This window comes from Pseudomonas sp. JV449 (genome assembly GCF_032424295.1).
Taxonomy (GTDB): domain Bacteria; phylum Pseudomonadota; class Gammaproteobacteria; order Pseudomonadales; family Pseudomonadaceae; genus Aquipseudomonas; species Aquipseudomonas marginalis.
Genome location: NZ_VYKD01000028.1, coordinates 336553 through 361728, shown reverse-complemented (window position 1 = coordinate 361728; position 25176 = coordinate 336553). Strand labels below are relative to the sequence as shown.

22 protein-coding genes and 2 tRNA genes are annotated in these 25176 nt (G+C 60.9%); 12 read left to right on the top strand and 12 right to left on the bottom strand.

Translation table 11 applies throughout. The features are described 5' to 3' along the window. Positions 1–150 precede the first annotated feature (150 nt). Together F6S08_RS25695 and F6S08_RS25690 are read right to left on the bottom strand one after the other, a co-directional pair. A tRNA-Met gene (locus F6S08_RS25695) sits at positions 151–227 on the bottom strand. Between the two features lie 260 nt (positions 228–487). Further along, positions 488–564: transfer RNA gene (locus F6S08_RS25690), tRNA-Met, on the bottom strand. A gap of 283 nt (positions 565–847) precedes the next feature. Between F6S08_RS25690 and dinB the strand changes: the two genes are divergently transcribed. Next, a complete protein-coding gene (gene dinB, locus F6S08_RS25685) occupies positions 848–1906 on the top strand; it encodes a DNA polymerase IV (RefSeq protein WP_027605471.1) in 1059 nt (352 codons plus the stop codon). A 64-nt stretch (positions 1907–1970) separates the two neighbouring features. Here dinB and F6S08_RS25680 read toward each other — a convergent pair whose 3' ends face one another. The 4 genes from F6S08_RS25680 to F6S08_RS25665 all read right to left on the bottom strand — a co-directional run bounded on the left by F6S08_RS25680 (position 1971) and on the right by F6S08_RS25665 (position 6754). After that, positions 1971–2924 carry a hypothetical protein gene (locus tag F6S08_RS25680; protein ID WP_065925011.1) on the bottom strand — a complete coding sequence of 318 codons (954 nt, stop codon included), beginning with the start codon at positions 2922–2924 and terminating at the stop codon, positions 1971–1973. Positions 2925–2944: 20 nt separating this feature from the next. Continuing rightward, positions 2945–4660, bottom strand: a complete 1716-nt coding sequence (locus F6S08_RS25675; protein WP_137212816.1) for a proline--tRNA ligase — start codon at positions 4658–4660, stop codon at positions 2945–2947. 155 nt (positions 4661–4815) lie between these two features. Beyond that, positions 4816–6348, bottom strand: a complete 1533-nt coding sequence (locus F6S08_RS25670) for an AmpG family muropeptide MFS transporter (RefSeq protein ID WP_315872509.1) — start codon at positions 6346–6348, stop codon at positions 4816–4818. Between the two features lie 43 nt (positions 6349–6391). Further along, entirely contained in the window at positions 6392–6754 is a 363-nt protein-coding gene (locus F6S08_RS25665; RefSeq protein ID WP_043293512.1) for an MGMT family protein, read from the bottom strand. A gap of 144 nt (positions 6755–6898) precedes the next feature. Between F6S08_RS25665 and F6S08_RS25660 the strand changes: the two genes are divergently transcribed. The 5 genes from F6S08_RS25660 to groL all read left to right on the top strand — a co-directional run bounded on the left by F6S08_RS25660 (position 6899) and on the right by groL (position 11516). Beyond that, positions 6899–7906 (top strand): DUF481 domain-containing protein, encoded by a 1008-nt coding sequence (locus F6S08_RS25660; RefSeq protein ID WP_027605476.1) that lies wholly within the window; start codon positions 6899–6901, stop codon positions 7904–7906. A gap of 94 nt (positions 7907–8000) precedes the next feature. Beyond that, on the top strand, positions 8001–8732 hold the full coding sequence (locus tag F6S08_RS25655) for a HugZ family protein (protein ID WP_315872508.1): 732 nt from the start codon (positions 8001–8003) through the stop codon (positions 8730–8732). 66 nt (positions 8733–8798) lie between these two features. Beyond that, the gene (locus F6S08_RS25650; protein WP_024077215.1) at positions 8799–9275 is read left to right on the top strand and encodes an FxsA family protein; all 477 of its coding nucleotides are present in this window, start codon (positions 8799–8801) and stop codon (positions 9273–9275) included. Between the two features lie 247 nt (positions 9276–9522). After that, on the top strand, positions 9523–9819 hold the full coding sequence (gene groES, locus F6S08_RS25645; protein ID WP_003175874.1) for a co-chaperone GroES: 297 nt from the start codon (positions 9523–9525) through the stop codon (positions 9817–9819). A 50-nt stretch (positions 9820–9869) separates the two neighbouring features. Next, complete coding sequence (groL, locus tag F6S08_RS25640; protein WP_065925015.1) at positions 9870–11516, top strand: chaperonin GroEL; 1647 nt, start codon at positions 9870–9872, stop codon at positions 11514–11516. Positions 11517–11594: 78 nt separating this feature from the next. Here groL and F6S08_RS25635 read toward each other — a convergent pair whose 3' ends face one another. Together F6S08_RS25635 and F6S08_RS25630 are read right to left on the bottom strand one after the other, a co-directional pair. Next, a complete protein-coding gene (locus F6S08_RS25635) occupies positions 11595–12314 on the bottom strand; it encodes a phosphatase PAP2 family protein (protein ID WP_065925016.1) in 720 nt (239 codons plus the stop codon). A 51-nt stretch (positions 12315–12365) separates the two neighbouring features. Continuing rightward, positions 12366–14315 carry an LTA synthase family protein gene (locus F6S08_RS25630; protein ID WP_315872507.1) on the bottom strand — a complete coding sequence of 650 codons (1950 nt, stop codon included), beginning with the start codon at positions 14313–14315 and terminating at the stop codon, positions 12366–12368. A gap of 201 nt (positions 14316–14516) precedes the next feature. Between F6S08_RS25630 and colR the strand changes: the two genes are divergently transcribed. The 5 genes from colR to F6S08_RS25605 all read left to right on the top strand — a co-directional run bounded on the left by colR (position 14517) and on the right by F6S08_RS25605 (position 18287). After that, positions 14517–15200 (top strand): two-component system response regulator ColR, encoded by a 684-nt coding sequence (colR, locus tag F6S08_RS25625; protein ID WP_027605482.1) that lies wholly within the window; start codon positions 14517–14519, stop codon positions 15198–15200. Beyond that, a complete protein-coding gene (locus tag F6S08_RS25620) occupies positions 15190–16470 on the top strand; it encodes a sensor histidine kinase (RefSeq protein ID WP_065925018.1) in 1281 nt (426 codons plus the stop codon). Before colR ends, F6S08_RS25620 begins: the two co-directional genes overlap by 11 nt. 188 nt (positions 16471–16658) lie before the next feature. Next, positions 16659–17339, top strand: coding sequence for a class I SAM-dependent methyltransferase (locus F6S08_RS25615; protein ID WP_065925019.1), 681 nt, complete (start codon positions 16659–16661; stop codon positions 17337–17339). A gap of 4 nt (positions 17340–17343) precedes the next feature. After that, positions 17344–18063 carry a lipopolysaccharide kinase InaA family protein gene (locus F6S08_RS25610; protein WP_065925020.1) on the top strand — a complete coding sequence of 240 codons (720 nt, stop codon included), beginning with the start codon at positions 17344–17346 and terminating at the stop codon, positions 18061–18063. Next, the gene (locus F6S08_RS25605; protein WP_027605486.1) at positions 18060–18287 is read left to right on the top strand and encodes a hypothetical protein; all 228 of its coding nucleotides are present in this window, start codon (positions 18060–18062) and stop codon (positions 18285–18287) included. Before F6S08_RS25610 ends, F6S08_RS25605 begins: the two co-directional genes overlap by 4 nt. 293 nt (positions 18288–18580) lie before the next feature. Here F6S08_RS25605 and F6S08_RS25600 read toward each other — a convergent pair whose 3' ends face one another. The 3 genes from F6S08_RS25600 to F6S08_RS25590 are packed head-to-tail and all read right to left on the bottom strand — an operon-like array spanning position 18581 to position 22216. Beyond that, on the bottom strand, positions 18581–19678 hold the full coding sequence (locus F6S08_RS25600; protein WP_315872532.1) for a DUF1513 domain-containing protein: 1098 nt from the start codon (positions 19676–19678) through the stop codon (positions 18581–18583). A gap of 2 nt (positions 19679–19680) precedes the next feature. Beyond that, positions 19681–20745, bottom strand: coding sequence for an imelysin family protein (locus tag F6S08_RS25595; RefSeq protein ID WP_065947898.1), 1065 nt, complete (start codon positions 20743–20745; stop codon positions 19681–19683). Positions 20746–20776: 31 nt separating this feature from the next. Then, the gene (locus tag F6S08_RS25590) at positions 20777–22216 is read right to left on the bottom strand and encodes a di-heme oxidoredictase family protein (RefSeq protein ID WP_315872506.1); all 1440 of its coding nucleotides are present in this window, start codon (positions 22214–22216) and stop codon (positions 20777–20779) included. A gap of 140 nt (positions 22217–22356) precedes the next feature. Here F6S08_RS25590 and F6S08_RS25585 point away from each other — a divergent pair, with 140 nt between their 5' ends. Continuing rightward, positions 22357–22920, top strand: coding sequence for an NAD(P)H nitroreductase (locus tag F6S08_RS25585; RefSeq protein WP_065925023.1), 564 nt, complete (start codon positions 22357–22359; stop codon positions 22918–22920). Between the two features lie 63 nt (positions 22921–22983). Here F6S08_RS25585 and F6S08_RS25580 read toward each other — a convergent pair whose 3' ends face one another. Continuing rightward, on the bottom strand, positions 22984–25122 hold the full coding sequence (locus F6S08_RS25580) for a methyl-accepting chemotaxis protein (RefSeq protein WP_065925024.1): 2139 nt from the start codon (positions 25120–25122) through the stop codon (positions 22984–22986). Between the last annotated feature and the right edge of the window lie 54 nt (positions 25123–25176).

Here is a 25176-nt window from a genome sequence, read left to right as displayed (position 1 = left end):
ATTGGTCGTAGAGGCGTAAGCATAGCGTGCAATGAGATGGACTCTACAAACCGTGTACGGTTTCATGAAAGATGCCATGCCATTGTTTCAGAAGAACTTTTTCATCGAATACAAAAAAGGCCACTCTTTCGAGTAGCCTTTTTTGATGTTTGGTTGCGGGAGCCGGATTTGAACCGACGACCTTCGGGTTATGAGCCCGACGAGCTACCAGACTGCTCCATCCCGCGTCTGTGGGCGGCATTCTACAGCCAGATGGCGAGGTGTCAACCGTTAATGAGCCGATGGGTCAAATAAGTGTGAAATAGCTGACATGTAACCTAAGTTCGCGATTGAAAACGCTTTTTGTAGTGAGCGGGCTTGCCCCGCGCCGGGCTGCGGAGCAGTCCGTGGTGAAGTGCACACTATCTTGTGTGGGGCTGCTTCGCAGCCCAGGACGGGACAGCCACAACAAAAAAGGCCACTCTTTCGAGTAGCCTTTTTTGATGTTTGGTTGCGGGAGCCGGATTTGAACCGACGACCTTCGGGTTATGAGCCCGACGAGCTACCAGACTGCTCCATCCCGCGTCTGTGTGTCGGCATTCTACAGAGGATCACGAGTGTGTCAACCTGTGAATCGAAGAAAAGCGCTTGTGGTTCAATCGGTTAGGTCTCCATGCGGGGCCATTTGAGGCGTGCGGGCCAGTAGGGCCAAGGGTTTCAGCTCTATTGGAAGGCTAATTTCGATTGAGAAAATAAATTCATCTAGGAAATTTCCTACCACTCAATCGGAAGATTCAAACTACTGGTGCTATATACAGGGGTGGATGCGATACTGGCCACCCGTTGGATTAAACCCGCCTTTCTACTTATGACGCAGCGCAAAATCATCCACGTTGACTGTGATTGCTTCTACGCCGCCATTGAGATGCGCGATGACCCGAGCCTGGCGCAAAAGCCCCTGGCAGTAGGTGGGTCGGCAGATCGAAGGGGCGTGATCGCTACATGCAACTACGAAGCGCGGGCGTATGGGGTGCGTTCCGCCATGTCGTCGCGACATGCCCTGAAGCTCTGCCCGGACCTGACCATCGTCAAGCCGCGCATGGATGCCTATAAGGAGGCGTCGAAGGAAATCCAGACGATCTTTCGCGACTACACCGACTTGATCGAGCCCCTGTCGCTGGACGAGGCCTACCTGGATGTCTCCGATAGCCCGCACTTTGGCGGCAGCGCCACGCGCATCGCCCAGGACATTCGGCGCCGGGTCTCCAACCAATTGCACATCACCGTGTCCGCCGGCGTGGCGCCGAACAAGTTCTTGGCCAAGATCGCCAGCGATTGGAAAAAGCCCAACGGCCTGTTTGTCATCACCCCGGATCAGGTCGAGGACTTTGTCTCCCAACTGCGGGTAAGCAAGTTGCACGGCGTGGGCAAGGTGACGGCAGACAAGCTGGCGCGCCTGGGCATCGAAGACTGCCTGCAATTGCGCGAATGGAACAAGCTGGCGCTGGTACGTGAGTTCGGCAGCTTTGGCGAGCGCTTGTGGAGCCTGGCCCGTGGGATAGATGAACGTGTGGTGCAGAACGACAGCCGGCGGCAGTCCATCAGTGTGGAAAATACCTACGATGTGGACCTGCCGGATCTCTCAAGCTGCCTGGCGAAACTGCCCGAACTGATGGAGACCCTGGCAGGGCGCATGGCGCGTATCGACAGCAGCTACAAGGCGGGCAAGCCGTTCGTTAAGGTGAAGTTTCATGACTTTACCCAGACAACGTTGGAGCAGGCGGGCGCGGCGCGGGATCTGGAGAGTTATCAACAGTTGATGACCCAGGCGTTCAATCGCGGTGGGAAACCGGTGCGGTTGTTGGGGATTGGGGTGCGGTTGCTGGACCTGAGTGGCGGGAACGAACAGTTAGAGTTCTCCTGGTAGAAGCCGGGAAAAAATGTGGGAGGAAGCAAGCCCCCACATTTGGATCTGCAGCGTTTTCGAAGCCTCAGCGTGCTCCGGGATCCGCCACCAACCGCCCCGCATCCTTGGTCAACGCCTGCAGGAATTCCTGCTGCAACTCGGGATCATTGCGGGTCAGTTCGATCAGGCTTTGTTCCAGTTCGCTGGCTTCTTCCTCCAGGCCCAGCTCCGACAGGCGCTTGACCCGGTGCACCCACTGGCTGACTTCATCGTCTTCCAGGTCGTCGTAGATCAGGCCGTGGGCTTCCAGCAACTTGCCGCGCAGGGTGCTGCTGATCGCCAGGGTCGAGTCCGAGTGCACGTCGTCCTGGCCATCTTCCACGCTGATCTTCAAGGTCGTGACGCGGTTCAGGTCCTGCTCGGCAAACGGGCTGTCCAACAGGTTCAGGCGCAGCACGCCGTTGCGGTCGGTGGTCAGCTCATGGGTCTGTTTGCCGGCGGTGACCTGGACCGGGCGCTCGCTCCAGGGCAGGCTCGAATACTCCACGCGTTTGTCGCGCTGGACTTCATCGATACCCGCCAGGTTCTGTTGCGCGCGCCCATGGGATTGCACGTTCATGAACGGGTTGAGACCGTCCACGCCGTAGGTCAGCCAGTCGTGGGTCATGCTGGTCGGCAGGTTACCGAGGGCGAAGATGTTCGCCACGTTGGCGCCCGCACCCGCGACCAAAGCCACTGCACCCAGGGGCATCTCATAGAGTTTGCGCCAGGGCTGGTAAGGCGTGTAGCGATCGTAACGACGGGTAACTTCGAATTCGGTGACCTCAAAGGTCTTTTGCTCGTGAATGCGAACCCGGCGTTGCGGCAGTTCCAGCACTTTGGGTTCGCCTACATCGATCTGCAGGCTGTGGTCGAGCAACTTACGCTCGACCCGCTCCTCGTGCTCACTGCGTTGCGACATCTGATTGGCGCAGCCGCTGACCAGCAGGGCGCCGCACAAGGCGGCGCCCCCCAGGGCTCTGGTGTTTCGCTTGAACATGACGTCTCTTGATCTGGTTTTCAGCGACGAATACGCGCCTGGAGGAAAGACAGCACGTCAGCCACCGGCAAGGGTTGGGCTTCGGCTTCGGTCCGGCTCTTGTATTCCAGATTGCCATCGGCCAGGCCGCGGTCACTGACCACGATCCGGTGCGGGATGCCAATCAGCTCCATGTCGGCGAACTTGATGCCTGGGCTGGTTTTCTTGTCGCGGTCATCCAGCAGCACTTCAAAACCAGCGGCCGTCAGTTCGGCATACAGTTTGTCAGTGGCTTCGCGTACTTGCTCGGTTTCGTAACGCAGTGGTACCAGGGCCACCTGGAAAGGCGCGAGGGCGTCACTCCAGATAATGCCTTTCTCGTCGTTGTTCTGCTCGATGGCAGCGGCAACCACGCGGGAAACGCCAATGCCGTAGCAGCCCATGTCGAGGGTAATCGGCTTGCCGTTCTCGCCCAGCACTTCGCACTTCATCGCCTTGCTGTACTTGTTGCCCAGCTGGAAGATGTGCCCGACTTCGATGCCGCGCTTGATTTCCAGGGTGCCCTTGCCGTCCGGGCTTGGGTCGCCGGCCACCACGTTGCGCAGGTCGGCCACGGTCGGCACCGGCAGGTCACGCTCCCAGTTCACGCCGAAGTAGTGCTTGTCGTCGATGTTCGCGCCGATACCGAAGTCGCTCATCAACTCGACCGAGCGGTCGATGATGATCGGCAGCGGCAGGTTCAGCGGGCCGAGGGAACCGGCACCGGCGCCGATGGCGTCGCGCAGTTCGGCATCGCTGGCCATGACCAGCGGGCTGGCCACGCCAGGTTGCTGGGCGGCCTTGATTTCGTTGAGTTCGTGGTCGCCACGGATCACCAGGGCGATCAGCTTGCCTTCTTCTTCGGCGTGCACGATCAGGGTCTTGATGGTCTTTTCAATCGGCAGATTGAATTTCTCCACCAGGGCCGCGATGGTCTTGGTCTCTGGCGTATCCACCAGGCGCAGTTCTTCAGCCGGGGCTGGACGGGAGGTTTCCCGTGGCACGGCTTCGGCTTTCTCGATGTTCGCCGCGTAGTCGGAACCGTTGCTGAACGCGATATCGTCTTCGCCGGACTCGGCCAGCACGTGGAATTCGTGGGAGCCGGCACCGCCGATGGAGCCATTGTCCGCTTCAACCGCCCGGAACTTCAGGCCCAGGCGCGTGAACACATTGCAGTAGGCCAGGTGCATGCGGTCGTAGGTGGCCTGCAGCGATGCCTGGTCGGCGTGGAACGAATAGGCGTCCTTCATGATGAATTCGCGGCCGCGCATCAAACCGAAGCGTGGGCGGATTTCATCGCGGAATTTGGTCTGGATCTGATACAGGTTCAGAGGCAGCTGTTTATAGCTGCTCAACTCGTTGCGCATCAGATCGGTGATCACTTCTTCATGGGTCGGGCCGGCGCAGAAGTCGCGGCCATGACGGTCCTTGAAGCGCAGCAACTCAGGGCCGTACTCTTCCCAGCGCCCGGATTCCTGCCACAGCTCGGCCGGTTGGGTGCTCGGCATCAACACTTCGAGAGAGCCGGCGGCGTTCATTTCTTCGCGAACGATGGCTTCGACCTTGCGCATCACCTTCAAGCCCATGGGCAGCCAGGTGTACAGGCCCGAGGCCAGTTTGCGGATCATGCCGGCGCGCAGCATCAGCTGGTGGCTGATCACGACCGCATCGGAAGGCGTTTCTTTCTGTGTGGCGAGCAAATATTGACTGGTACGCATGGTAGGCCGTTGTCGGTTGCTTGGACTTGAAATGACTTGGGATTGTACGGGCGCAAACTGCCGCCGTACAGGCATCAGAATGCAGGGCTGTCTGTAGGCGCAGAGCTTGCTCGCGATGGGGGCGCCGCGGTCTGGCTTTTAAAGGGCCCCCAGAATCAGTCCTCTACCGGCGGATTCAACCGCATCCGCCGATTCTCCTGATACCAGTGCAACGCAATCAGCAGCAATGTCGGCACGCCCAGCATGCAGGTGATCAGGAAGAAGTTGTGGTACCCGAACTTCTCCACCATCACCCCCGAATACCCGCCGATCAGGCGAGGCAACAACAGCATGATCGAGCTGAGCAGCGCATATTGGGTGGCGGAAAACTTGAGGTTGGTCAGGCTCGACAGGTAGGCCACGAATGCCGACGTGGCCAGGCCCGAGCTGAAGTTATCCAGGGAGATGGTGAAGATCAGCATCTGCAGGTCGGGGCCCATGTCGGCGAGCATCACGAACAGCAGGTTGGTCCCCGCCGACGTCACGCCGCCGATAAACAGGATCGGCAGGATGCCGAAGCGCACGATCAGCAGGCCGCCCATGCCGGCGCCGAGCAGGGTCATGATCAGGCCGAAGATCTTGCTGACCCCGGCGATCTGATCCTTGGTAAAGCCCTGGTCGATGTAGAACACGTTGGCCATCACGCCCATCACTGTGTCGGACATGCGATAGGTGGCGATCAGCCCCAGCAGCAGCAATGCCTGCCAGCGGTAGCGCAGGATAAAGTCGTTGACCGGCGTGAGCACCGGCGCCAGGCCCCGTCGGCCCGTGGCCGACAGGCACAGTGTGGTGAGAATGATATAGAGAATGGCGCGCAGGAACGCGCGGTCGTCCATCAGCAAGTCCCACAGGCTGACGCCCTGGAACAGCACGCTGGCGAAGTCGGTGTTGAACAGCTGGGTGAACATCGCCGGTACGGACACCAGCAACACGATCAGCACGAACACCGACACCAACTGATGCACGAAGCTGTAGCGCCCGGCCTGCAACTGGGTGCGCAGCGGTACATTCGGTTCGCGCATGAACAGCGTGGTCAGCAGCGCCGGGATCATCAGCACGCCGAACAGCACATAGGTGCCGGTCCAGGCCGAGTGCTTATAGTTGAAGCCGGTGGAGCCGAAGCCTTCGGCAAAGAACAACGCACCGGCCGTGGCCAGCAGGGCGGCGATGCGGTAGCCGGACATATAGCTGGCGGCCAGGGCGGCCTGGCGGCTGTCGTCGGCGATTTCCAGGCGATAGGCGTCGACCGCGATGTCCTGGGTGGCGGAAGCGAAGGCCACCACGACGGCAATGGCGATCAGCCAGGACAGGTGTTTCTGCGGGTCGCAGAAGCCCATGCCGATCAATCCGAGGATCACCAGCGACTGTGCAAGCACCAGCCAGGAGCGACGACGTCCGAGTTTACCGAGCAGTGGCAGACGCCATTGGTCGAGCAGCGGCGACCAGACCCATTTGAAGGCGTACGCCAAACCGATCAGGCTCGCATAGCCGATGGTCTCGCGGGCCACACCGGCCTCACGCAGCCACACCGAAAGCGTCGAGAACACCAACATGTAAGGCAAGCCGGCGGCAAAGCCGAGCAACAACAGCACTAACGTCGAGGGGCTGGCATAGGCGGCGAGCGCGGCGCGCCAGGTTTTACGGGGCATGGGCTGGAGTCTGCCTCAGATTCACGGAAACAAAGCGCGCACTCTAACCGCTGTGCTCTACCGGGCGCCAGCCATGGCGCTGAATATCCACGCGATTGTTGCGCACCGTGACGCCCTCATCACGCAAGCGCGCCCGTTGCTCGTCGCCTGAGGCGCTGCCCACCGGCAGACTTATCCGACCACCGGCACCCAGCACGCGATGCCAGGGCAATGTGGTGCCCTCGGGAAGTTGGCTCAAGGTACGACCCACCCAGCGCGCGGCGCGTCCCAGCCCGGCCAGTTGCGCCAGTTCGCCGTAGCTCACCACGCAACCGGCGGGGACTTGCGCCAGGGTCAGGTACAGCGCGGTGCGGCGCATTTCGGCGGGGGTTTGTGGGGCATCGGCAGGCTGATTGACTGTGGGCATATCCGTTGGGATCTTCGGTCTTTTGTAAGAAACGTCTGTAAGTATGCTGTTGAGAATTGAACTCAACACAAATCCTTGAGTCAGTCCTAGCTATCTAACACGATAATCGCCCCTTTTCGCCAACCTTGAGCTCCCCATCCGCTTATGTTGTCCAGAACCCTGCTGTGCCTCGCTGTCTTCAGTGCCTCCACGCCCCTGCTGGCCGATACCGTCTGGTTAAAAAACGGTGATCGCCTGACCGGCAAGATCAAGGTCTTCGACGGTGGCAAGCTGCTGATCCAGACCGACTACGCCGGCGCCATTCCGGTGGACTGGAAGCAGGTGAAAACCCTGGAGAGCGACCAGGAGTTGCTGGTCAAGCAGGACGCCTACACCGGCGAGAAGGCCAAGTCCCTGCAGGCGGCGGACGATGGCAAGGTGGTGCTGGCCAATGGCGAGGCGCCCAAGACCGTCGAGCTGGCAAGTATCCAGCAGATCATCAAGCCCAAGCCGGTGATCGAAGACCTGGTGTGGAAGGGCAATGTCGACATGGCGCTGGACTACAAGCGCGCCGAAAAAGACACCAATGACTACGACATCGACTTCAAGACCACCGCGCGCCATGGCCAATGGCGCCATACCGGGCAGGGCGAGTACAACCGCGAGTTCCAGGACGACGTCACCACCACCGACAACTGGGCGCTGGAGTATGACCTGGACCGCTTCATCACCGAGCACTGGTTCTGGCAGGGGCGGCTGACCTACAAGCGCGACAAGGTTGAAGACCTGGCGCGTCAACGTACCGTCGGTACCGGCCCGGGCTACCAGTTCTGGGACGACGAACTGGGGGCGTTCTCCCTCGGCTCGCTGGTCAACCGCACCGATTACGAGTACGCCGATGGCGGCAAGGACAACTTCTATTCCTTGGCCATGAAGTGGAACTACAACCGCTACCTGGTGGGCAAGACCGTTGAGTTCTTCACCAATGGCGAGGTGGGCAAGCCTATCGACGGCCCGGCCGAGTACTCCCTGGATGCGGAAATGGGCCTGCGCTATAAAGTCACCGAGTGGGCGTCGCTCAACCTCAAGGCCGAGCGCGACGTGATCAGCGGCGATTCGGAAAGCAGCCTGAGCAAGACCCGCTATACCGCAGGCTTCGGCGTCGCCTGGTAATCGAGCCGCTGGCAACCGGCGCGTAGATTGATTACCTTGTGTTGAGATCCATTCCCATACGCTATGGGCGGCCGAATACCCGAGGAGTCATACGTTGAGCACGCAGGTTGCCAAGAACGCCCGAGAGCTGTTGCTCAAGGAATACCGTGGGGCTCTCTCCACACTGTCCAAGGCCATGCCCGGCTTTCCGTTCGGCTCGGTCGTGCCGTATTGCCTCGACGAGCAGGGCCGCCCGCTGATTCTGATCAGCCGTATCGCCCAGCACACCCATAACCTGCAAAAAGATCCCAAGTGTTCGCTGCTGGTCGGCGAGCGTGAAGCGGATGATGTGCAGGCCGTGGGGCGCCTGACCTACCTGGCCGAAGCCGAGAAACTCGAGGACCCGGTCGCCATCGAAGCAGCGGCCGAGCGCTATTACCGCTACTTCCCCGATTCGGCCAACTACCACCAGGCCCACGATTTCGATTTCTGGGTGCTCAAGCCGGTGCGTCACCGTTATATCGGCGGGTTTGGCGCGATTCACTGGGTCGACCAATTGACCCTGGCCAATCCCTTCGCGGGCAAGGCCGAGCGCAGCATGATCGAGCACATGAACAGCGACCACACCAAGGCCATTGCCCACTACGTCGAGTTGGCCGGCTTGCCGACGTTCGAGCCTGCGCAATTGGCCGGCATCGACAGCGAAGGCCTGCACCTGCGTATCGGCCAGGCCCTGCACTGGCTGCCGTTTGCGGCGTCTTGCAACACGCCGACACAAGTACGCGAAGCCCTTGTTTCATTGGCCCACGCTGAGGTCTGGCCGAAAAAAGCCGCCGCTGAAGCTTGAATTCACGAAACGGCGACGTCATCTAAGGTGGACTGGCAAGGCATTCTTGCGTTGAGGAACCTTTTGATGCGCCCTTTTTTATTGCTCTTTCTGCTGTTCCCGGTGTTGGAGCTGTTCGTATTCGTTCAAGTCAGCGGTGCGATCGGGTTTTTCCCGGCCCTGTTGCTGATCATTCTCGGCTCGATGCTCGGCGTCCTGGTGCTGCGCGTCGCCGGCCTGGCCACGGCGCTGCGTGCCCGTGAGAGCCTGAACCGCGGCGAACTGCCGGCCCAGACCATGCTCGAAGGCCTGATGATGGCGTTGGCGGGCGGCCTGTTGATCCTGCCGGGCTTTATCAGCGACGTAGTGGGCCTGGTGATGCTGCTGCCGTTCACCCGCAAATTGCTGGCGGGCAAGATGCGCCAGCGCGCCGAAGAGGCCGCTATTCGCCAACGTGCGTTCGCCGACGACCTGCAACCCCGTGGCGGCCCGGCTCCGCGCCAACCGTTGGGGCGAGAAGGCGACGTGATCGAAGGCGAGTTCGAACACCGCGACAGCAAATAACCGCTTCACTGGCACGGCACCTTCGGGTGCCGTGTTCCTTTTATAGGCTGGCAGACGCAAAAAAAATCATCGCCGGCCCCTTGTAATAAGCTTATGCGCCCTTATGTAACGGTCACCGCAAGGTTTCTGGTGGCGACACCGGACAGACTTCCGTGTTTCGCCCAGCGAACCGCGACCGGCACTGCCGGAATACAACCCGCCGGTATCGATACCGGCCGATGAAAAACACAATTAGGAGAGATCGACAATGAGCAAGCTTCGTCCTCTGCACGACCGCGTCGTAATCCGTCGCAGCGAAGAAGAAAAGAAAACCGCTGGCGGTATCGTTCTGCCAGGTTCGGCTGCTGAAAAAGCCAACCACGGTGTGATCGTCGCTGCAGGCCCAGGCAAGACTCTGGAAAACGGTGACGTACGTGCGCTGGCCGTTAAAGTCGGTGACAAGGTTGTATTTGGCCCTTACTCCGGCAGCAACACTGTGAAAGTCGACGGCGAAGACCTGCTGGTTATGGCTGAGAACGAGATTCTCGCCGTTCTGGAAGACTGATTTCCCCGCTCATTTTCCCGTTACTACAAAGTATTTAAGGAATATCGATCATGGCTGCTAAAGAAGTTAAATTCGGCGATTCCGCCCGTAAGAAAATGCTCACCGGTGTCAACATCCTGGCTGACGCAGTAAAAGCGACCCTGGGCCCGAAAGGCCGTAACGTGATCATCGAGAAGAGCTTCGGCGCTCCGACCATCACCAAGGACGGCGTTTCCGTCGCCAAAGAAATCGAACTGGAAGACCGTTTCGAAAACATGGGCGCGCAGCTGGTCAAAGACGTTGCCTCCCGTGCCAACGATGACGCAGGCGACGGTACTACCACCGCCACCGTTCTGGCTCAGGCGATCGTCAACGAAGGCTACAAGGCCGTTGCTGCCGGCATGAACCCGATGGACCTCAAGCGCGGCATCGACAAGGCCACCATCGCCATCGTCGCTGAGCTGAAAAACCTGTCCAAGCCTTGCGCCGACACCAAGGCTATCGCCCAGGTAGGCACCATCTCCGCCAACTCCGACAGCTCCATCGGCGACATCATTGCCGAAGCCATGGAAAAAGTCGGTAAAGAAGGCGTGATCACCGTTGAAGAAGGCACTGGCCTGGAAAACGAACTGTCGGTTGTCGAAGGCATGCAGTTCGACCGTGGCTACCTGTCCCCGTACTTCGTCAACAAGCCGGAAACCATGGTTGCCGAGCTGGACAGCCCGCTGATCCTGCTGGTCGACAAGAAGATTTCCAACATCCGCGAAATGCTGCCAGTGCTGGAAGCCGTTGCCAAAGCCGGCCGCCCACTGCTGATCGTTTCCGAAGACGTTGAAGGCGAAGCCCTGGCGACCCTGGTTGTGAACAACATGCGTGGCATCGTTAAAGTCGCAGCCGTCAAGGCTCCAGGCTTCGGCGACCGTCGCAAGGCCATGCTGCAGGACATTGCCGTCCTGACCGGCGGTACCGTTATCTCCGAAGAGATCGGCCTGAGCCTGGAAAGCGCCACCCTGGAAAACCTGGGTAGCGCCAAGCGCGTGACTATCTCCAAGGAAAACACCATCATCGTTGACGGTGCTGGCGTTGACGGCGACATCCAATCGCGCATCACTCAGATCCGTGCCCAGGTTGCCGAGACGTCTTCGGACTACGACCGTGAAAAACTGCAAGAGCGCCTGGCCAAGCTGTCCGGCGGCGTTGCAGTGATCAAGGTTGGCGCGGGTTCCGAAGTTGAAATGAAAGAGAAGAAAGCCCGCGTTGAAGACGCCCTGCACGCAACCCGCGCAGCCGTCGAAGAAGGCGTGGTACCTGGCGGTGGCGTCGCGCTGATCCGTGCCCTGGAAGCCCTGACCAACCTGGCCGGCGACAACGCTGACCAGAACGTCGGTATCGCTGTGCTGCGTCGTGCGGTTGAAGCACCGCTGCGTCAGATCGCTGCCAACTCCGGCGACGAGCCAAGTGTTGTGGTCAACGAAGTCAAGAACGGCAAAGGTAACTACGGTTACAACGCTGCGACTGGCGTCTATGGCGACATGATCGAAATGGGCATCCTGGACCCTACCAAGGTGACTCGTTCCGCGCTGCAGGCCGCAGCCTCCATCGGTGGTCTGATCCTGACCACCGAAGCTGCAATCGCTGACAAGCCAAAGGCTGAAGGCTCGGCTGGCGGCGGTATGCCAGACATGGGCGGCATGGGTGGCATGGGCGGCATGATGTAAGCCAGCCTTACCCCTGTACTGAAAAAGCCCCGCCTGCAGTGATGCAGGCGGGGCTTTTTTGTGGGCGGCGGCTTGGGCTCAGGTGGGCGCCGCGCGCTTGGATGGCCGGTACAGCAACAGGCAATACAGCCCCAGGCAGATCAGCCAGCAGAAAATTGCCGTCCACACGTTATGGGAAAAGAAGTGCGCGCCTTGCATCATACGGCTGACGGAAAAAACGCTGCCCAAGCCGACGGCGAAGATGAATGCGTAGCGCGCCAGGCGCGGCTGCCGGTCACGCAGTGCAAAAAACAGGGCGAACAAGGCGAACCCGGTGGCGGCATGACCGCCTGGCCAGCAGCGCCCGGGTTTATCGGTGGGCGGGCGAGGGCTCAGCAGTTTGCTGTAGGTTTCCTGACCGCCGAATTCCTGGACGCTCCACGGGCACTGGACGCCGGTGATGGTTTTCAGCGGAGCGACAAACGCGGTCGCCAGCCCGAGTGACAGCACCAGGCAGCCCAGTTCACGACGATAGGGTTTGAGCCGTCGGAGAATAAACGTGCCGGCAAATCCCAGGATCGCCAGGACCGAGAACAGGATGACCAACTGTTTGGCACGATCATGCAGGATGTCTTCGAGGAAGAAACTGTAACGCCCGATGAAGCCGCCCTCCGCGCCGTTGTAGAACAGCTTGGCGAGGTTCATGTCCAGCGAGGTCAGCTCCAGCAGCAGCAACAGGAGCGCAGCGCCGCCGGGGATGCCCAGGCAGAGCCATAGGTTGAGAGGTTTGGAGACGGGGACGGCGGGGGTGGTTCCCATGGTGGACCCTGGTGAAAAACGTCCCGTACTGACCTGTACGGGGCGTTTTGGTTAGCGCGTGCTCAGTGCCGGGGCCTCTTCCTTGGGCGCTCTCCAGCTCAGTAACTGTTGTTTGAAGTCATAGCTGGCGGCCTGGTAGTAGGTGATCGCCCGCTGGATCAACGGGTCATCGCTGCCGACCCGCAACTCCTGGCTCTTACCCAGGGCCTGGTCGTGGCGGCGCAGGCCCAGGCGTGGGCTGAGAATGGCCAGGTCCTTGCCGTCGAACAGGCCAAGGTGCTGGTAGTTGCCGAGCACCACCCGAGGTGGCAGTGGGTTGTCTTGCAGTAGGTTGCGACCAAAGAAGGTGGATTCGTAGCTCAGGTTGAGCAGGCCCAGCAGCGTGGGCGCCAGGTCGATCTGGCTGGCCAGTTGTGCGCTTTCCCGTGCGTCGATCAGCTTGGGCGCATAGATGAACAGCGGAATCTGGTAGTTGGTGATGGGCAGGTCTTCCTTGCCTGCGCTGCCGGCGGTGTGGTCGGCGACGAAGATGAAGATCGTGTTATCGAACCAGGGTTTTTGGCGGGCGGCTTCCAGGAATTGGCCGATGGCGTGGTCGGTGTATTTCACCGCGCCGTCGCGGCCATTCCCGGATTTGATGTCGATACGCCCATCCGGGTAGGTGTAGGGGCGGTGGTTGGAAGTGGTCATCAGTTGCAGCAAAAAGGGCTGCTGCTTGGCGTAGTCGATGTCGGCCAGTTTCAGGGTTTGGTTATACAGGTCCTCGTCAGCCATGCCCCAGGCGTTCTTGAACGAGATTTCTGACTCGGGCACGCTGCTCTGGTCCACGACGCGATAACCGTTGCCGCTGAAAAACGCGTTCATGTTATCGAAGTACCCGCGCCCGCCGTACACAAACACGCTGTCGTAACCGACGGCCGTGAGCTGTTGCCCCAGGCTGGCGAAGCCGCTTTCACGACCGATGCGCTTGACGATCGAGCGCCCGGGCGTGGGTGGAATCGCCAGGGTGATCGCCTCCAGGCCACGGTCGGTGCGAGTGCCGGTGGCATAGAAATTATTGAAATACAGGCTCTGTTTACGCAGCGCATCCAGGTTAGGCGTGAGGTTGCGCTCGTCGCCGTTGCTGCCCATGTACTTGGCGCTGAAACTTTCGATGGTCACCAGCACGACATTGGGTTTGCGCGGCGTGCCCGGATTGGTGATGGCGCGGCGGATATCCAGCGGGTCCTGGCCGATAAAGCGGGCGTTGGGTTCGCTCAGCTCTGCACGCAGTTGCGTGGCGATAACCTCAGTCGGCAGGGTTTTGTAGAACTGTGGGTAATCCAGTTCGTTGTTACGGAATGCGGCAAAAAACTGATACGGACCATTGCTGGCCAGTTCGTTCTTGTAGGCGTTGCCACCCAGGGCTCGCGGGCTGTCCTGGCTGATCAGCTGCAGGCTGAGGCCAGCAATCACCAACAGGGCCAGGGCATTCACCAGGCGACCGCGCATCGGCGGCAGTGGGGCGCTCATCGCCGCATTGAACGGCTTGCGCAAGGCCAGGCTCAAGACAATCGCCAGCATGGCGAGCAGGCTCAGCAGTTTGCCGATCGGGTAGGACTCGAGCAGGTTGTTCAACACCTCGTCGGAGTACACCAGGTAATCGACGGCAATGAAGTTGAAGCGCACGCCGAATTCATCCCAGAACAGCCACTCGGCCACCGAGGTAAACAGCATGGCGAACAGGCTGACGGTGAGCACGGCCTGCAGGAACCAGCGGTGACCGCGACGGCGCCACAGCACGGGCGGGCACAGCAGCAAATACAGACCCAGCGGCAGTGCCGCATACGCCAGGAAACCCAGGTCGTACAGCAGGCCCACGCCAAACACCGGCAACAGGTTGCCGCCGACTTCATCCAAATGGGTGATGAGCAGCACGCCACGAGTGAGCAGGAAAATAACCAGCCAGGCACCGGTTACCAACAGCAAATAGCGCATTGGCGCCGTCTTGAGCAACCCCATGTCCATGTTCCTTATATCAATGGGGGGCGATCTTCTGCCTGACACTGTAGTCAGTTTGTGAAGCTATAGTGAAAAACTCGTTGGTAGGCTGAATCGGTTGAAAACCTATATTGGCACGCCTTTCCGCTCTATCCCTGAGCCACACTTGGCCTTAAGCTGCGCGAGCCAACACGGCCGTTACCGCGTACGGAGACACTGCCCATGCGAATTCTACTGGTTGAAGACAACCGCGATATTCTGGCCAACCTGGCCGACTACCTGGGGCTAAAAGGCTACACCGTGGACTGTGCGCAGGACGGTTTGTCGGGCCTGCACCTGGCCGCGACCGAGCATTACGACTTGATCGTGCTCGACATCATGCTGCCTGGCATCGATGGCTACACCTTGTGCAAACGCCTGCGTGAGGACGCGCGCCGTGACACGCCGGTGATCATGCTCACCGCTCGCGACCAGTTGGATGACCGGCTGCAGGGCTTCAAGTCCGGCGCCGATGACTATTTGCTCAAACCGTTTGCCCTGTCGGAACTGGCTGCGCGCATCGAAGCGGTGCTGCGCCGTGCCCAAGGTGGCGGTCGCCGCGCCCTGCAAGTGGCTGATCTGAATTACGACCTCGATACCCTGGAAGTGACCCGCGAAGGGCGCCTGCTCAAGCTCAACCCGGTCGGCCTGAAGCTGCTCGCGGTCTTGATGCAGAAAAGTCCCCACGTATTGCGTCGGGAAGTGCTGGAAGAGGCGCTGTGGGGCGATGACTGCCCGGACAGCGACAGCCTGCGCAGCCATGTCCACCAGTTGCGCCAGGTGATCGATAAGCCGTTCGCCAAGCCGTTGCTGCAAACCGTGCATGGTGTGGGTTACCGCTTGGCCGAGGGCCGTGATGGAGTTTAAGCAAAGCCTTGCCCAGCGGATCATCATCGCCTTTGCCTTGATGAGTGCGTTGGTGGCGGGGGCCTTCGCCATGGGCATCGTCGCCACCGTGCACCTGGTGGAAGAGAAGTTGATCTCGGCAGGCTTGGGCGGTGACCTGCAGCGCCTGCTGCTGATGGACACCGTCGAGGACTGGCGGCACCGGCCCGAGCCCGACCAGCTGTTTTACTTCAGCGGTGGCCCCGGGGATTTTGAATTGCCCAAGGACCTGCGGCATCTGGAACCAGGGTTTCATGAGGTGTTTCGTGAGGCGTTGTCGTACCACGCCATGGTAGAAGTGGTCGACGGTCGGCGCTATGTGCTGCTGCAGGATCAAAGCGATTTCGAAGAGCGCGAGCGCGTGCTGTTTGCCGTGGTGCTGGTGGGCTTCGTGCTCAGCCTGGCGCTGGCGGTATTCCTCGGCTGGGTGCTGGCCCGTAAAGTGATGGCGCCGGTGGTGCGCCTGGCCCGCCAGGTGCGGCACCGCGACCAGTTGCTGGGCCTGGCGCCGCCCCTGGCACCGGACTACGCGGCCGACGAAGTGGGTGAGCTGGCGGTGGCCTTCGACGCCACGCTGGGGCGCCTGCGCCAGGCGTTGTCCCGCGAGCAGTTGTTCACCAGCGATGTCAGCCACGAACTGCGCACGCCTTTGATGGTGCTGGCCAGTTCCTGCGAACTGTTGCTGGAAAACCCGGCTATCGATCAGCGTGGGCGTAACCAGGTCGAGCGAATCGCCCGGGCCTGCGAAGAAATGCGCGAACTGGTGCAAACCTTCCTGATGCTGGCCCGGGCTCAGCATGATGACGGGAGCATGTCGCCTAGGGCCAATCTGTCCCAGGTCGCTGATGATCTGCTCGGCATCTGGCGCGAGCCCATCGAACACAAGGGCCTGGAGTTGATCTACCAGCCGGGCGACCCGCTGGATACGCGCTACAACGCGACCTTCCTGCATGCCGTGATGGGCAACCTGTTGCGCAATGCCCTGCATTACACCGAAAGCGGCTTCATCCGGCTGACCCTGGAGCCGACCGGGTTTGTGGTGGAAGACAGCGGCGTCGGCATTCCCGAAGACAAGCGCGAAGCGATGTTCGAGCCGTTCGTCCGCGGCAGTGAGAAGCGCGGCGAGGGTCTGGGGTTGGGTTTGTCACTGGTCCAGCGCATCTGCGAGAACCAGGGCTGGAGCGTTACCCTCAGCACCGTGGAGCCCAATGGCTGTCGCTTTCATGTCCAGTTGAGTCAGGTCAACGCCTGAACGTTCCCGCTGCCGTTATCCTGCCAGAGATCCCCGTAATTCGGCGAAGATGGCCCCATGATATTGCTTGTATCTGTAAAGTCTTGAAATATATGAGATTGGACAGGACAAGTTTTTCACAAGGGGTTGACCTGTTGATCACAGGACGCTGCTTAAGGTTGTAGGCATCAGCAACTGGAGATCCGTTGATGCCTACCCCGATCAAGCTCGAATTTTCCGAAAAGTACGACGATCAGCACGCCCACGAATATTTGCTCAAGCATCAGGACAATCTGGCTCGCCGGTTGTCCCACAAACGCGACGAGCAACTGGCCCGTGGCGCGTTGGCGATGGCCGGCGAGCCTGGCCTGGTGCTGGACCTGCCGTGTGGCGCCGGGCGTTTCTGGCCGCTGCTGGCGGAAAAACCCAACCGTGTGATCATCGGCGCCGACAATTCGGCCTCCATGTTGAAGGTCGCGATGGCCGCCCAGCCCGCAGAAGTGGTGAAAAGGGTACGACCCTTGCAGACATCTGCCTTCGATATCGATTTGCCGGATAACTCAGTCGACAGCATTTTCTGTATGCGCCTGCTCCACCACATTGGTGATCCGGCGCACCGTCAGGCAATTCTGCGGGAGTTTCAGCGGGTTACCCGTGACAGCGTGATCATTTCGCTGTGGGTCGATGGCAATTTCAAAGCCTGGAAACGCAAGCGTCTGGAAGGAAAGCGTCGCAAGACAGGTGAGCAGGAAGGTTACCAGAACAGATTTGTGTTACCGGCTGCTACTGTTGAAGCAGAGTTCGAGCAAGCCGGATTCCGTGTTCAGGAATCCCTGGACTTCATACCGCTGTACGCCATGTGGCGGGTGTATGTATTGCGCAAGAGGTAACAGGATGGCAGTTGAGTGCGTAGCAGGCAGTCACGTAGCTCCCGAAGAACGCTTCGATTATTTCTGGCGTCAGCAAGGCGAATGGGTCGAAGAGCCCAATCGCCGGCGTGGCGGTGAAAGTGGTGTACAGCGTGTAATGACTGCCAATGGCCGTTTGCTCTACAGCAAGCGCCAAACGGGCCATATCTACCGCAGTTGGCTGCACCCGTTCGGACGCCCCACGGTGCTGCGCGAGCGTGATGCCCTCAGGGGCCTGCGACTGCTGGATGTTCGCGTGCCCGAAATGGTCTTTTGTGAGGCGCGTCGTGACCCCGAGCACCACTGGAAGGCGCTGCTGGTAACCGCCGCCCTAGACGGCTTCGACGAAATTGAAAACTGGTACGCCGCCGGTGGTCGCGAAGAGTATGGCGAGCAGGTGCACGAGCGCTTGCTCAAGGAGTTGGCTGCCACCCTGGCCCGCATGCACAAGGGCCGCTGGCAGCACGGTTGCCTGTACATCAAGCATATTTTCGTGCGGGTGACGGGCGAGGGCGACTCGGCCCAGGTGGAAGTGGCGCTGCTGGACTTCGAGAAATGCCGCCAGCGCTTGACCGCTTATCGGGCAGCCTCCCATGACATGTTGCAGTTGCGTCGCCATTCGTCGTGGAACAGCACCGACTGGGAAAAACTCAGCTACTTTTACCAGACGGCGTTTGGCAGCGCTATCAAGGGTTTAACCAAATGAAGCTAGAAATAGCACGAGGTTTGTTCCTGGTCGGGGCGATGGGCATTGCGGCCCTGGCCCTGGCCGCATGGGAGCAACCTCGCACACAGGTGCTCAGTGCGGTGCAAGGGGGCGGGCAATGCCTGTTGCCCCGCGTCGCCAAGGCGAGTGCGGCGGTCAAGCCTGATCATGAGTTGCTGTTGTTCATGTTTGGGATGTCCCAAGGGATGAGGCCGCAGAGTTGAAACGATTCAAACCCCCGAAGAAGGGCCTTGCGATGCGAGGCCCTTTTTTTTACCTTCCAACCTTACTCGCAACGCGGCTGCTACAAGAGCCTCACCCCCGTAGATACCGTCTTATCGCAAATCCGTAGATACCGTCTTATCCAACACCGCGCAAATCCGTAGCAGCTGCCGAGCGCAAGCGAGGCTGCGTCAGGCGCGCTGCCGATTCAGGCTCGAGTCGCGGCCGACGCAGCCTCGCCAAGGCTCGACAGCTGCTACGGGGGGCGGTGTTGGATAGACGGTATCTACGCAGGTCAGATCAGATGCAGGTGGTTATCCCAGAGCCCCGCCGGTAATTCCAACGGTTTGGCGACCAGCTGTTTCTGGCGGCAATCGTAGTAGCGGCAACGGCCCTGGCCCGAAGTGACGACAAACCCGTCCGCCACTGCGCCGACGCCTGCGCAATCGGGCAACGGTCCATCCAGGCGCAGCTCGGCGGTGTCCATGTCCCAGATAAAGAAGCGGTTACCACGGGGTGCGGTCAACGCCACCAGGCGCAACTCGCTGTGCACGGCGACGCTGGCGGTGTAATGCCCCATGGCCTGCAACTGCTCATCGGCCACCGGGAACGCCACGAACGGCTGGCCCGGGCGCTTGATCGCCAGCAACTCGGAGCGCTCCTGGGACGGTCCCATGAACTGCTGGCCGGTGAGAAGGGTGCCATCGCTGGCGATGCCCATATGGCGCACGCTGTTCATCTGCTGGCCGAGGGTTTCCTTGCTGATCAGCGTGCCGTCACGGTGCATCAGCACCAGGCTCGGTTCCATGGCGTTGAGGTTCATCTCCACGCGGCTTTCGGCTTCGGTGCGAATGCCGCCGTTGGCTACCACCAGGGTTTCGCCGTCGGGCATCCACGACACCTGGTGCGGGCCGATGCCATGGGTGGAGATCTCGCCGCTGTGCACCAGGCGCTCGCCTTCGAACTTGTACACACCGAGCAGGCCACGGCCGGGGTCTGACGTGTCGTTTTCGGTGGCGTACAGCCAATTGCCGCTCTTGTGGATAACCGCATGGCCGTAGAAGTGGCGGTTGGCGTTCGAGGTGAGGGTTTGCAACAGCGCGCCATCGCGCAGGTCGATCAGGTAACTCTCGGTGCCTGGGCGGCGGGCAACAAACAGCGCAATCGGCAGTGTCGGGTGGTTGATGATGTCGTGGCAGCGCTGGCCGACCTGGGTGGCAAACACCTGCTTGCCGTCCAGCTGAAAGCCCACGGCATAGTGCTTGCCGTCTGCATCATCGCGCGCCGACAGCAGCAGCGGGCCCCTGTCTTTCCCTTTGAACAGCGTCCAGCCACCCAACGTGAGTGCGCTGAGCAGCACGCTGCCGATCGCCAAAGCCTGTCGCCTGAGCATCATCAGTCACCGTCGTTGGCATTGAAGCCCAGTTGGATCCCCAGCGCCTTGGCCAGCTCGCCTTCGTGCAGGCGGTGGACGACGTTGAGGCTGTCGTAGATGTCGTTGAGCTGCTGGCGTCCGGCGTCATCGTTCAACAGTTCGTTGAGGGTGCGCTGGTTGCTGGCGAACAGTTTCAGCGCGGCGGCATAGGCCGCGTCGATCTTGTCGGCCAATGGCTTCTGATCCGCCGGCAGCAAACCACGCAGGCCCTTGTTGTCCACGCCCACCCACACGGTCTGGGCGGCGGCGAGGCTGGCTTCCAGGCTTTGCAGGGACGACTGGCTGCGCCATGCATCGGCCTGGAACGGCTGCGGGATGCCCTTGGTCTGGCGGCCCATGGGCGTGCCGAGTTTTTTCTTCAGGGTGTCCAGTGCGGTCACTTGTACGCGCAGCAGATCGGCGATGGCTTCGTGGGAATCAGCGTAGCGCTGGTTCGGAAACTTGCTCATCTGCGCGAGCATGCCGTCGGTGCTGTTCCAGCTGGCCAGGATCTCTTCGGCCAGGGCTTTCTGGCGCTCACCAATGGCCACCAGCAGCGGACAGTAACGGGCTTTCTGCGCATCGTCGGCGATGTCGGTCCTGGCGTCGTAGAGGATGTATTCGTAGGCCGACAGGCCCTGCACCACCACGCTGGACTTGGCCAGTGCGGCACCGTCGATCTGCGGCTGGGCGGCGACCAGTTGCTCGACCTGGCGGCCCACCAGGTTCTTCTTGTCCGGCCAGAACTGCACCTGCCACGAGCGGTTGCCCTCGGCCAGTGGGCCGATCAGCAGCGGTTGCAACTCGGCCCAGGCTTTTTGCGCGTGGAGGAAGTCGGCGCGGGCGGTGTCCAGGCTTTCTTTGCCCTGGCAGTAGGCCAGGGCGCTGACGGCCAACTGGCGGTCGGCTTCGACCCAACGGCTGTAGGTCGGCAGGATCACTTGCTTGGCGATCGCCGCCGAGGTCACGGCTTGCGGGTCTTGTGGCGAGCAGGCACCCAGGGCGAGGGCGGCCAGGCTGGTGAACAACAACTTGGGACGGAACATGTCGAGCTCCCTTCTGTAATTGGGGCGAAGCTTATAAAGAATTCAGGAACGCCAGCAACGCAGCGCGCTGCTCGGCATTGAAGGACAACACATGCTGCTGCGCCGCTTGTGCTTCGCCGCCGTGCCACAACACGGCTTCGAGCAGGTTGCGGGCGCGGCCGTCATGCAGGAACTGGGTATGACCACTGACGGTCTGCGTCAGGCCGATGCCCCACAACGGCGGCGTGCGCCAGTCGCGGCCACCGGCCTTGAATTCCGTGCGGTTGTCGGCCAGGCCTGGGCCCATGTCGTGCAACAGCAGGTCGCTGTAGGGGCGAATCACCTGGTTGGCCAACTCGGGTTCGGCGGCATTTCCGGCGGTGGTGAACGTCGGTTTATGGCAACCCTGGCAACCGGCCTGGTAGAACAGGTTTTTCCCGGCCAGCACCTGCGGCGTGTCGACGTCGCGGCGCACGGGCACGGCCAGGTTGCGCGTATAGAACAGCACCAGGCGCAGGATGTTGTCGCTGACTTCCGGCTCGCCATCGGGGCCATTGCCGTTGGGTGCCTGTTTGCAGGCGACTTGGGCGTCGGTGCAGTCATCGAAGGGTCTCAGGGAGGTGGTGAGGCCCATATCACCAGAGAACGCGTGAACATTTTGTTGATTGAGATTGGGTTGCCCGGCTTTCCAGCCAAAACGCCCGAGTACGGTTGTTTGCTCGGCGTCATCCCAGACCCGATTCGCCCTGCCGACGAGGGCTTCCTTGTCGGCGGTCTTCGGGTCGGTATTGCGCAGGATGTCCGCGTCGCTGATGGCTTCGAGCAGGCCCAGGCCGATCATCGGCGGGGCGATGCGTGCGGAGAAGCGCGTGTCCGGATGCATCGGGCCATAGCCGAGCTGGGTGATTTGCAGGTCGGGCTTGCGCAGCTCGACGACGGTGCCGTCCTTAAAGGTGACGTTGACCGGCGTGTAGTCGACGCGCACCTTGCCTTCTGGTTCGACGCCGGGCACGGCCATGTCCTGCAATTGCCCGCCGTAGACGGGCTCGGGCACCACCCCGGCTTGCTCGATGAGCTTGGCGTAGGGCGCCTGGTCCTGGGTAGACAGGGGAATCGACAGGCGCACCAGCATCGACACCGCATTGGCCGCGTCGGGCAGCGGCGGGTGGCCACGGCCGTCCTTGATATGGCAGTTCTGGCAGGCGTTGGTATTGAACAGCGGGCCCAGGCCATCCCGGGCGGTGGTGGTGGACGGCGCGATCACCCAGGGGCTGCGAAAGAAGCTGTTGCCCACGCTGAAATCCAGGCGGCGCGTGGGCGACAGGTTGGCCGAGGGCAGGGAAAACGCATTCTGGTCGCGCTTGTTCACCGTCGTCGCGCCGCCCGCTCGCGATTCACCCGGCTCGGCCTTGGTGAAGCGTGGGGCGTCGTCGCAGGCGGCCAGGCTCAAGGCCATCAACGCTGCGCACAGGCGAAAAAGCGAACGAAACATCGAGTTTCCCGGACGAAGGCTGGAAATAAGGTCGCAAAGTCTAACAGGGCGGGGCGGATTGAATAAGAGCAATTATCGTTTGGTGGCATCCCGATTCATTCCCGCTAGAATGACCGCACATTTTTTTCTGGAGGTGGCCAATGCAGGCTCTCGACGCTTTGCTCAACCGTGTTTCCGTGCCGCGTTTGCTGGAACCGGCACCGACCCAGGAGCAGCGCGATGTGCTGTTCGCCGCAGCCATGCGTGCGCCCGACCACGGCCAACTGCGCCCTTGGCGTTTCCTCACCGTGGAAGGTGCCGCCCGTGAGCAGATGGGCACGCTGTTGGCCGAAGCCGCCCGTTTGCAGGACGCCGATGCTCCCCAGGCTGTCATCGAAAAGGCCCAGAACGGCCCGCTGCGTGCACCGCTGGTGGTGGTGGTGATTGCCCGCCTGCAGGAGCACTTCAAGGTGCCCAAGTCTGAACAACTGTTGGCAGCCGCCTGCGCGGCCCACGGCATTCTGCTGGCGGCCTATGCCCAGGGGATTGGTGCGGTGTGGCGCACGGGTGAGTTGTCCTATTCGGCCCACGTGGCCAAAGGCCTGGGGCTGACGGCGGATGAGGAGGTGATTGGCTTCCTTTATTTGGGTACACCGCAGAACCCGCCGCGTACGGCGCCGAAGGAAGATGTGGCGGCGTTTGTGAAGGCCTGGACGGGTCTCTAAGCAGTAGGCGATCAAAATGTGGGAGGGGGCTTGCCCCCTCCCACATTTGACCATTGGTGTGTCTTACACCTTGAATTGATCCATGAGTTTCATCTGCTGGCTGGCCAACGCATTGAGCTGGCTGCTGATGGCCGCCGATTCGGTGGCCTGGCCGGTGAGGGTTTCGGTCACGGTGCGGATCGCCGAGACGTTGCGGTTGACCTCTTCGGCCACGGCGCTTTGCTGCTCGGCGGCGCTGGCGATTTGCAGGTTCATGTCGCTGATCACCGTCACCGCATCACTGATCTTGCCCAGGGCCTGCGCGGCTTGATGGATCTGCCCGGCGTTACTCTGGGCCTGGCTCTGGCTCGAGTGCATGGTTGCCACCACGCCACGGGTGCCGCTCTGGATGCGTTCGATCACCAGGCGGATTTCCTCCACGGAATCCTGGGTGCGCTTGGCCAGGTTGCGCACTTCGTCTGCCACCACCGCAAACCCCCGGCCGCTTTCCCCGGCGCGTGCGGCTTCGATCGCCGCGTTGAGCGCCAGCAGGTTGGTTTGCTCGGCAATGCTGCGGATCACTTCCAGGACTGAACCGATCTGCTCGCTATTGACCGCCAGGGCTTCGACTTCGCCCACCGCTTTGCTGACTTCTTCGGCGAGGGTGGTGATGTCGCGGGTGCTCTGCTCGATGATCGACATGCCTTCACGGGCCGACTGATCGGCGCCGCGTGCCGCGCTGGCGGCATTGGAGGCGCTGTTGGCGACGTCATGGGCGGTGGCGCTCATTTCGTTGGACGCCGTGGCCACCTGGTCGATTTCGCGGAACTGCACCTGCATGCCTTCGCTGGTCTGGCGTGCGATGGCCGAGGACTGGTCAGCCGTGCCACGGGCTTCGGTGATGCTTTGCTTGATCTGCGCGATGGTCGGTTGCAGCTTATCGAGGAAGCGGTTGAACCAGTTCACCAACTCGCCCAGTTCATCTTTCTTGGCATAGGCCAGGCGCTGGGTGAGATCGCCGTCGCCGCTGGCGATGTCCTTGAGCATGGCGGCCACGCTGTTGATCGGACGGGTCACGCCGGTGGCGGTGAGCCAGATCAGCAGCAAGCCGAGCAGGCCGGCGGCGGCGCCGACCAGCAGGGCCTTGAGGGTGCCGCTGGCCTGGGCTGCGTCGAGCACGCCTTGAAGTTTCGTGCTGTCGGCAAGCATCACGTGTTTGGGCAGTTTGATCACTACGCCCCAGGCTTTGGCATCGGCAATGGGCTTGACCGGGTAAACCGCGCGGATGGTGTCGCCTTGTTCGCGGTTGACATAGCTGCCACTGGCGAGCAGTTGCACGATCTCCTTGCCTTCTGCACCGAGGGTGTCGACCAGGTTTTTTCCAACCTTGGCGGGTTCGCCACTGTAGGCCGCAATCAGGCCGTTGCTGGAAATGATCTCAAGGTGTGCCGCACCGTCGAACAGCTCTTTTTGCGCGGCGTCCGTGCTGGCTTGCAGGGTGTTGAGGGCGATATCGACACCGACCACGCCAATGACTTTCCCGTCCACGATCATCGGCAAGGAAATGGTGGTCATCAGTACCGGTGTGCCGGTCACCGTGTCTTCATATGGGTCCAGCAGGCAGGTGCTTCGGGTGTCCCGGGGGCAGGTGTACCAAATGTTATAGGGCGTTCCGCTGAGGTTGAGGGTGGTCTTGGTCAGGTCTTCCTCGAGCATGATGGTGTTCAAGGGTTCACCACCGACGCGGTTCCAGTAGCTGGAGAAGCGGCCTTTTTCATTGGACGCGCGGGTCTTGTCATTGGCGAACTCGCTGTCCTTGCCGTCCAGGCCATTGGGCTCGAACGCCAGCCAGATGCCGAGCACTTTGCTGTTGCGTTCGAAGGTGGTTTTCAGGCTCTGGTTGAGTTCTTCACGCAAGGCGCCGGGGTCCAGCGAGCGCTTGGTGGCCAGGTTGCGCAGGTCTTTGACCTGATCGGCGATGGCGGTGATCACGGTAAGATTTTCACCAAAGGTTTTCCGCAGCAGCACGGCTTGCTCCGCTGCCTTGGCTTGCAGCAGGTTCTGCACGCTGCTGGTGAGCATTCGCGAGCTTGAATCGCTGATCAGATGGTCGTTCTGGTTGGTTTCGTAAAGGTTGATGCTGATGATCAACGCTATTACGCCCAGCAGACATAGCCCGGACAGCAGCACGATTTTCAAACGTATGGAGAGGGTGTCGAACATAGGTTCACTCGCGAATGGGCGTGTGGAAATGCATGCAATCCAGGGCCAAGTCCA